Source organism: Massilimicrobiota sp. An134 (assembly GCF_002160815.1).
Lineage (GTDB): Bacteria > Bacillota_I > Bacilli_A > Erysipelotrichales > Coprobacillaceae > Allocoprobacillus > Allocoprobacillus merdigallinarum.
Genome location: NZ_NFLH01000056.1, coordinates 1 through 8898, shown reverse-complemented (window position 1 = coordinate 8898; position 8898 = coordinate 1). Strand labels below are relative to the sequence as shown.

Below are 8898 nucleotides of genomic sequence, written 5' to 3'. Positions count from 1 at the left end.
TTTTGCATGCAGAAAAATAGAGTAATGCTGGTGCATTACTTTTTATTTTGCTCATTGTTAATATTTGCTTTAAGCATTTATCAACCAAACGAAACCAAATTCCTATAATATGAAAAAAGGTTTTTGACTTTTCAAAAACCTTTACACTACAATAACACTAAACACATCGAAATGATATTATTCATCATATGCGATAAAATAGGAACATATATATTATTTTGTTTTTCATATAAATAACTTAATGCAAATCCCATCAATCCATAAGAAAAAATTTGTACCCATTCTAAAAAATTGCCTGCAAAAACAGCTGACATAATATGAATAAAACCAAATATAAAGGCTGAAATCAAATGTGCCATCTTTGGATTCCATTCATAAATCCATCCAAAAACAATCCCTCTAAATAACATTTCTTCCACAATAGGTGCCAATATACATGATACAAAAATCATAATCACTGGATACGAAGTTGTGATAGATTCAATCAACTGCTGATTTTCACTTGTCTGATTTCCACCTAATGCCAGTGTCAGCAATCCACCAATAATTTGACAAACATAAATCAATAAAACACCTACAATACAACCATAAAACAAATTGTTTTTGATATTTTTCTTAAAATCTTTAAACTGTTCAATCATACTATCTTTCAATAACCAGCCAGCTAAAACCAATAAGATCAAATCAAAAATAAGATTTAAATAAGCATTTAATTGATTATAATCAAACTGAATATGAAATTGTAAAATAATAAATTTAAACAGAGCACTCAAAATCAATGAACCACAATACATATAAAGTGGTAAAATCACTAAAATAAACATCCATTTCACTTGAGTTGGCACTCTTCTACTAAAATGTTGGTTAAACATGATTTTCATCTCCACCGTATGTCTGATGATGATCATAACGATAATATGCTAATTCTTCAAAGAAAATAGCTTTTGATAATTGATAACGTGGTAAATAAGTATAAACCCCAATAATACCTGTAATAATAGCACTTATTAAAGCTCCTAAAATAGGTAAAAACATCAATAATCGATTTAATCCCATTTGAGTAATCATCAATCCAAGAATCCATCCTAAAAATGAAAGATTTAATTTAATATAATCAAAAATATGTCCTTTCATAAAACGATAAGATTCTTTAATAGCCATTAAATTTGTCATTTGATATCTTTCAAGTAAATATGGAACTGCAAACAAATAAGAAGATATCACAAACACAATAACAATCATAAGCATATAAAACAATATAAATGCAGCTAAAAGTGATGGTGATTGACTGAAAATACTCAATAATACTTGTGTATAATTTCCTGATAATGATATTTCATTAGCAAAACTATCTAATTGAATTCCTGATAAAAAAACACCAAAAATCATCATTAAAATAAACATAGCAGCAAAAGTAATAAAAAATAAAACAATGTTATTCAATAAATATGTAGAAAACAATCCTTTAAATCTTTTAAACCCTACAAGAGCATCATCATCAGATAATAATGAAGATTGATTTCTAACCATTTTTAATGAACTGACAACATATCCATGTGAAACAGCAATAAAAGCAAGACTTATTATGATATAAATTATGCGTGATAATATATCATGTCCTGTACTAAATAAAGTTGGAATCAATTCCAACAATACTAATATCATAAGAATACGTATATATTGTTGCTTATCAACACTCAACAGTTGATTGGCTCTTTCTTTAATCTTTCTAATATTCATCTATATCACTCCTTAATTGCAACCATTATATCATATCTCTTATTTAATGTCTAAACTTGTTTTAATGGCCGAATTTACTTTATCCATCAAGGATTCTGACAAGACTCCTAAACGTTCATCTATTCTTTTTTTATCAATTGTTCGTATCTGTTCTAACAAGATGACTGATTTCTTTTCTAAAAATGGTGTTTCAATAATCACATGTGTTGGTAATTCATTTTTTGTCATTCTTGAAGAAATAGGTGCTACAATCACCGTCGTCGAATATTTATTTCCTTTATTGTTTTGTAAGATTAATACGGGTCTATATCCACCTTGCTCACTTCCTATAACTGGCGATAAATCTGCATAATAAATTTCTCCCCTATTCATAATGTCCTCCTATCATACAACTAATATATGAATAGAAAAAGAATTTAGAACAAAAGAAAAAAACATAATGATATATAAAAAGTCCACTATCAGAAGTGAACTCTTTAACTTTATAACATCAATGTTCATGCATTTTATTCATGTAAATCTTTTTTTATACGCGATGTTGAAATTTCAGGTGTTCTAGGCAAATAAACGACTTCAACGCCTTGATCACGTAAATAATCAAACTGTCCTTCCCAATCGTCACCCATTACAAAAACATCAATATGATACTGCTGACAGTCTTCCTTCTTTTGATCCCAGTTTTCTTCAGGTATAACAAGATCAACATATCGCATAGCCTCTAGTAAAGATTTTCTCTCGGCATAACTAAAATAACACTCTTTATGCTTTTGTAATTTAACAAATTCATCTGTTGATAAAGCAACAATAAGGTAATCACCTAAAGCTTTTGCACGTCTTAATAAATTGATATGTCCATAGTGCAAAAGATCAAATGTTCCATATGTAATGACTCTTTTCATTTTTACACCCCTTTGATTTTTCATTTCTCTATTTTCATGAACAAGTTCTAATATTGAAAAAGGAATTTCAGATTTACTTTTTCTCTGGAATAATCTTTGAACCGATAATTGTGGTTCCAAGCCAAATTTCACAACATCATATACCGCTCTAATGATAGGCAATTCAACATGATAACGAGCACTTAAAAGATCTGCAGCATCTAACGCATTAATTCCTTCAACAACCATTCCTACTTTTTTAATGGCTTCATTCACTTCATATCCTTGGCCAATATACGTTCCACATTGATTATTACGACTATTTTGACTTGTACATGTGACAACTAAATCACCTAACCCTGCCAGTCCATAGAAAGTATGAATAGAACATCCCATAGCAATTCCTAAACGTGATATTTCATGAATTCCTCTTGTCACTAAAGCTGCAATCGCATTATCTCCATAACCTAAACCATGAGAAATACCAGCTGCTAAAGCGATAATATTTTTCATAGAACCACAAACTTCTACACCTTTAATATCTTTATTTGTATAAACACGCATAAAAGAACTTGTAAATATATCCTGAACCTTTTGGGCAATCAATTCATCTACTGAAGCTGATACAATGGTAGATGGTAAACCTATTGAAACTTCTTCTGCATGAGTGGGTCCAGATAAAGCAACAATATGACCATATTCAAAATCCATCTGATTTTGAATTTCAGAATAAATGATTTCTGACATTGTCATTAATGTTTGAGCTTCCATTCCTTTTGCGACATCAACAATAATATGTTCAGGTTTTAAGTAGGGAATTATTTTTCTCGTTGTTTCTCTTACAAAAATAGATGGAACAGCCATAACAATAATTTCTACATCATCTAAAGTATCTGATAAATCACAGGACAATTGTATAGATGAAGAAATAACTGCATCTTTTAATTTAGGATGTCTATGATTTTTTTGAATATATTCAATTTCTTCAGGAATCGCTGACCATGCTTTCACACAATGTTTTTCACTCAACATGTTTGCAAGCGCTATTCCCCATGTTCCAGTTCCAATAATTGCTATTTTACTCATTGATATCATTCTCCATTTCACATAATTTTTCCACCAGTTCTACAACACGTAATGTACTATGACCATCCTGAATTTCAAAAAACTGATTCTTCATTTTTTGAAACAGATCTTCATCAACATGATAAGTTTGTAATGACTGTACAACGTCTTCTTCACAATAACAAACTGGATAACCTAAATCCCTCACATCTACAAATACCCCTAAATCTTGACAATACTGCTCATAATCAGGAATATAGAAAAGCATTGGTTTCTTTAAAATCATAAAATCAAAAACAATAGATGAATAATCCGAAATCAAATAATCACTTATACAAAATAATTCATGTGTATCTTCATGATTCATATTCAAAATACGATTATCTTTTTGTAAATGATAATTTCCCATTAAAGGATGAAATTTATATATCAACACAAAATCATCGCTTAACTGATTCATCACTTTTTGAGCATCAAAATGAATCGCTGAAAATCCTTTATATATATTCCCTCTAAAAGTCGGTGCATACAAAATAATCTTCTTATTTTTCAGCATTGGATATTTTTGATAAAGTTTTTCTTTCGTTTCATCAATCCATTGTTGATGAAATAATTCATCAGTTCTTGGCATTCCCACAGGCAAGACTTGTTCTTGTTGAACACTAAATGCTTGACTATATGCTTCCTTCCAATAAGATGAAGTTGCTAAAACATAGTCATAATTAGAAATAGGATACTGACGTTCAATCACATTACCAAATTTCTTTATAGCTCCACAAGCATGCCATACCTGAATCACTTGTACCCCGCTTCTTTTAAAATGTGAAACAACATAGTTATTATCATGTAAAAAAATAATTTTTGATGTATATACATAATACAATTGTTTCATACAATTGATAAAATATAAAAACTGTCCCCATAAATTCTTCTTGTAATGAATGAGACATAAACGCACATCATATTTTTCTAGTGGCAATTGTTGATAAATCTTTAAAAAATCAGATGTCAAATGATCATCTTCTAAAGATATAAAAGTGATTCTATTATTATGAATCTTAAAAAATGAAATAAAAAAAACTTCAATTTTTAATACTATATTTAAAATAATTTTCTGTAATCCCATAATCAATCTCCTATGACTTCAAATCTATTTTATCATCTTTTTATTCATTAAAAAAGAGTCTATCATAAAATAGATTGATTTCATTCTTTCTTACTACTTATTATCCACATAAATAAAATCACTTATAAAAGTTTCTAACAAATATTTTTTTATTTTTCATCACCATATAAATGGTTATATTACTTTTTATAAAGATTTCAACATCTTTGATATGATGTTCATCTAAAATAAGAAAAAGCAAGAAGTTCCCTTCTTACTTTCCATCATATGATAAAACTATGTATCTGATTTCAAGAAAATTATTTTATATCTGAAAAAATAATATCAATAACTTTTTGAGCACAATTTCCTGTTTGCCAAGCATTAAATTTTTGATTAAAAGATTCTAAAAATGAATAATCATAAACACTCTCTTTAATATCTATTAAAAGCTTGCTTTCATCTTCATAAATTCTTCCAGGCAATTCTGTATATATGTCTAAATAAAAGCCTCTGAGTTCACCTTTATATTGGTCTAAATCGTACATATAGAAATAAATGGGACGATTTAACACGGCATAGTCAAAAAATACACTTGAATAATCAGTAACAAGAATATCGCTCATAACATAAAGCTCATTTATTTCAGCTTCAGCCTTCACAGAATACAAAAAGCCAGTTAAAGTTTCATCATTTTCATACTTATTAATAATAAGATAATGAGGTTTAAATACAACAACATAGTCATCACCTAACGCTTTTCTCCATTTATGAAAATCAGCTTCTAATTCAAAAGTATAGCCAGAAGCCACATATGAATTATCACGCCATGTTGGAGCATATAAAATTATTTTCTTATCTAAAGGTAAATGATATTTTTTCTTTAAACTGATGACATCTTCTTTTGTAGCATTCGTAATAAAATCATTTCTAGGATAACCTGTTTCAATTAAACGCTCTTTATTAATTTGAAATGATGTTTGAAAAACTTCAGTACAAAAGGCATTTGGAGAAATCATATAATTATATCTTTCAACATCTATATCATATGATTTTGTCATTTGTTCAAAAGTCATACCAGATCTATAAAAAGTAGTATCTTCAGATGCTATAATATCATGCCCCAATCTTTTTAAAGGAGTCCCATGCCATGTCTGCAAATAAATTTGTTTATCTTTCTTGCATATATATGTAGGCATTTTACAATTGATGATCCAATATTTTGCTTTTGACATATAATAAAAATAAGGTAAGCTTAAGTATTCTTTAATTTCAGCTCCTTCTATTTTGACATTTTTCTTTTTATGATTTTTAATAAACCAAATAAACCTGTAATCATTAAATCTAGGATCTTTTCTCATCTGTTCATAAATAGCCCTTGGATTATCAGAATATCCTCTTCCATGAAAAGATATAAAGATAACCAATTTATCATCAATAGAGATAAAATGATATGTTAATTTATATAAAATTCTAATAATCGATCCAGCTAGTTTTTTTATTTTTCTTAAAACAAACATTTTCTCACTTCTCCAATCGTATATAGTTTATCACTAAATAAAAAAGGGAGCAACTCCCTTTTATTTGAATTTAGTTTTACTTTCATCTTTAAAAAACCATCTAAACTTATCAAACGCTAAACTATATTTTGATTTTTCTATATACATTATCAGACGTAACTTATATTTTTTATTGTCTTATTTTAGATCCATTTTTATAGGTATTTATGTAATTTTTTATATTTATTCTATTTAATTCATACATCTATAAAAAGACTTTGATTTGTATTAAGATTATAAATTATATCATCGTCAATTGACGTTTAAACTTTACAAAAATATAAATAATGAACTGCTAACTTTATCATGTATAATTTAATTATCTTTCCAAACAACAGCTTTCTTCCAATATTCAAATGGTACCATTTGTTTCCAAAAAGCTTCTATTGATTTCTTTTCTGCTGCATAAATATCCAATAATTTATATTTCTTATCAATTATCTCCTGTTTTAAATTAGATTCCAATGAAGAAGGAACTTCGTTTTTTTCATAAAATTTACCAAAATACAATAGTTTATCATATAAATTATTATTTTTTACACTTGATGTAACTATTTGACTAACAAACTTATGATGCCTATGCCCTGTTTCCCCTCTAGGACTATGTGTTACAATTTCATCCCAAGGTTTATAAGAAAGAACTAAATTTACTTCCTCTTTAACACCTTCCTTATTGTGATTCCAGTTACTTTTATTTCCATTTACCAAATCTGGATAAGGTAATATAATTCCCTTATCTTGTGTATATTCCAAAGCTTTATAAAACTCTTTTTTTCTAACAGAATTAAATTCATTTGTCATACATACAACAAAATATTTATCTTCCAACAAATGACCTCCGCCCCACAAGCTTTCATCATCTGGATGAGCAACAAACATAACTTTATTACATTCATCTATACCTGCGGTTTTTAATATCTCATTTGTCAAATAAGCTTTTTTTCTTGAAATATTAAGTTTAAATTTTTCTTTAGTATTACCATCCTCAGAAATCATATTAATAATTGTGATACCTGGTCTAATTGCCTTGATTTCACCTTTTTCATTTATCGAAGCAATAGTAGATTCACTTGAACTAAATTTAACACCTTTATTGTCTGCATCTTCTGGAAAAACAGAAACATTTAAATTCATTTTGTCTCCTACTTCTAAAATATTTTTCTGATTTTTATTTACTATAATTTTCTGAACTTTCTTGATCTTATTAAATATATGTATATCATACTCTTCTTTAATATCAGTATTTTCAATTTGTACTGTAATCTTAGCTACGCCTTCACGGAGCATTTTTAACTTGCCAGAATCGTCTATACTTGCAATATTAGTATTGCTAGACGAATAAATTAATCTATCACCTTTTGAAAAAGATTCATCTATACTTGCATCTAAATCATATACAGTATTAACTTCAAATTTTAAATTAGGTTTATTCTTTACATGAATACGTTGATATTTATCAAAATCATTTTTTTTATATGGTATATTCACACCTACTTTTTTTTGCTTCATTTTATTTTGGGTTCCTACATATATAAATGTCTTACCACTTTTTCTAGCAAAAATCTTTCCATTTTCATCAACACTTGCAATAGTTGGATCTTTTGATTCATATATTATAACCTCATTATTTTCATCTACTGCTCTCAATTGATATTCTTCACCTAATTCAAGATTTATATTATCTAGATTTTCAGCCAAATATATAGTATTCTTATTTATTACCACATGTCCAATAATAAAGATTGTTAAAATTATTACAATTAAAGTTAAGACATGATATGTATTTAACTTTTTTTTATTTCGTTTCATACTTCCCTCACTTTCGTATATTAAGTATATATCACTAATATGGAATTTCTGTGTAATTCTACAAATTATGCATATACTTAAAATATCATTTTATACACTCTCCAAAATAACACTTATCTTAAACTAAATATGAATATTCTACATAAAAAATCAATATGCTTTTATATTTATAGATTATCTATAAAAAACAGGAGTATGTTTCATTTATAACTATCGGTATACTTTTTTTATTTGATTGTAAAAAAGTTTTACATCTGATCTTCTTGACATTGATCTATGAAAAGATAATAAAATATCTTTCAAACTATTCATCCTTCTCATTTCATTATTTTTTGCCCATATAATGAGTAATACTTATCAATTAACATATATGAAAAATAGCGATATTAAAAAATCATCCATATTACAGATTTAATTCAAAAATTTAAAAGAATCAAAAATAAGTTCATACATTCACTAGATCCGCATAGTTTATATGTAAAAAATACTGCAAACGAGCATAAAAAAGCTATTAAATAGAAAAAAAGACGGCAAATAGTCATTAATCAAATATTATCTATTCAACTTTAAAAGGTAATTTAAAATAAAAGCGAGGTCAAAATACCCCGCTACTAACTTAAAACGGTATATTAAATAATCGCGGGGTAAACCTTAACCTTTAATTTTATTACGGGGTTTGCCTTTTTCTGCTTTAATTTCTAAATGGGGTAATTTCATAATAAAAAGAAACCTCCTGATATAA

The 8898-nt window shown here is 27.4% G+C and carries 7 protein-coding genes and 1 pseudogene; all 8 read right to left on the bottom strand.

Translation table 11 applies throughout. The features are described from left to right. Positions 1-146: 146 nt before the first annotated feature. Entirely contained in the window at positions 147-872 is a 726-nt protein-coding gene (locus B5E79_RS12920) for a CPBP family intramembrane glutamic endopeptidase (protein ID WP_087298321.1), read from the bottom strand. Then, positions 865-1740: a DUF975 family protein gene (locus tag B5E79_RS12915; protein ID WP_087298320.1), complete on the bottom strand. Its 876-nt coding sequence runs from the start codon at positions 1738-1740 to the stop codon at positions 865-867. The genes B5E79_RS12920 and B5E79_RS12915 overlap by 8 nt, the downstream gene beginning before the upstream one ends. A 39-nt stretch (positions 1741-1779) precedes the next feature. Next, positions 1780-2112 (bottom strand): type II toxin-antitoxin system PemK/MazF family toxin, encoded by a 333-nt coding sequence (locus B5E79_RS12910; protein WP_087298319.1) that lies wholly within the window; start codon positions 2110-2112, stop codon positions 1780-1782. 134 nt (positions 2113-2246) lie between these two features. Beyond that, positions 2247-2639 (bottom strand): glycerol-3-phosphate cytidylyltransferase, encoded by a 393-nt coding sequence (tagD, locus tag B5E79_RS13860; protein ID WP_224762513.1) that lies wholly within the window; start codon positions 2637-2639, stop codon positions 2247-2249. A 78-nt stretch (positions 2640-2717) separates the two neighbouring features. Continuing rightward, positions 2718-3704, bottom strand: a pseudogene (locus tag B5E79_RS13855) (NAD(P)H-dependent glycerol-3-phosphate dehydrogenase); the annotation flags it as partial. Beyond that, positions 3697-4809 carry a CDP-glycerol glycerophosphotransferase family protein gene (locus B5E79_RS12900; RefSeq protein ID WP_087298317.1) on the bottom strand — a complete coding sequence of 371 codons (1113 nt, stop codon included), beginning with the start codon at positions 4807-4809 and terminating at the stop codon, positions 3697-3699. The gene B5E79_RS12900 and the pseudogene B5E79_RS13855, both read right to left, overlap by 8 nt. Before the next feature lie 299 nt (positions 4810-5108). Further along, positions 5109-6308, bottom strand: a complete 1200-nt coding sequence (locus B5E79_RS12895) for a CDP-glycerol glycerophosphotransferase family protein (RefSeq protein WP_087298316.1) — start codon at positions 6306-6308, stop codon at positions 5109-5111. A gap of 354 nt (positions 6309-6662) precedes the next feature. After that, on the bottom strand, positions 6663-8156 hold the full coding sequence (locus B5E79_RS12890) for an Ig-like domain-containing protein (protein WP_087298315.1): 1494 nt from the start codon (positions 8154-8156) through the stop codon (positions 6663-6665). Positions 8157-8898: the final 742 nt, after the last annotated feature.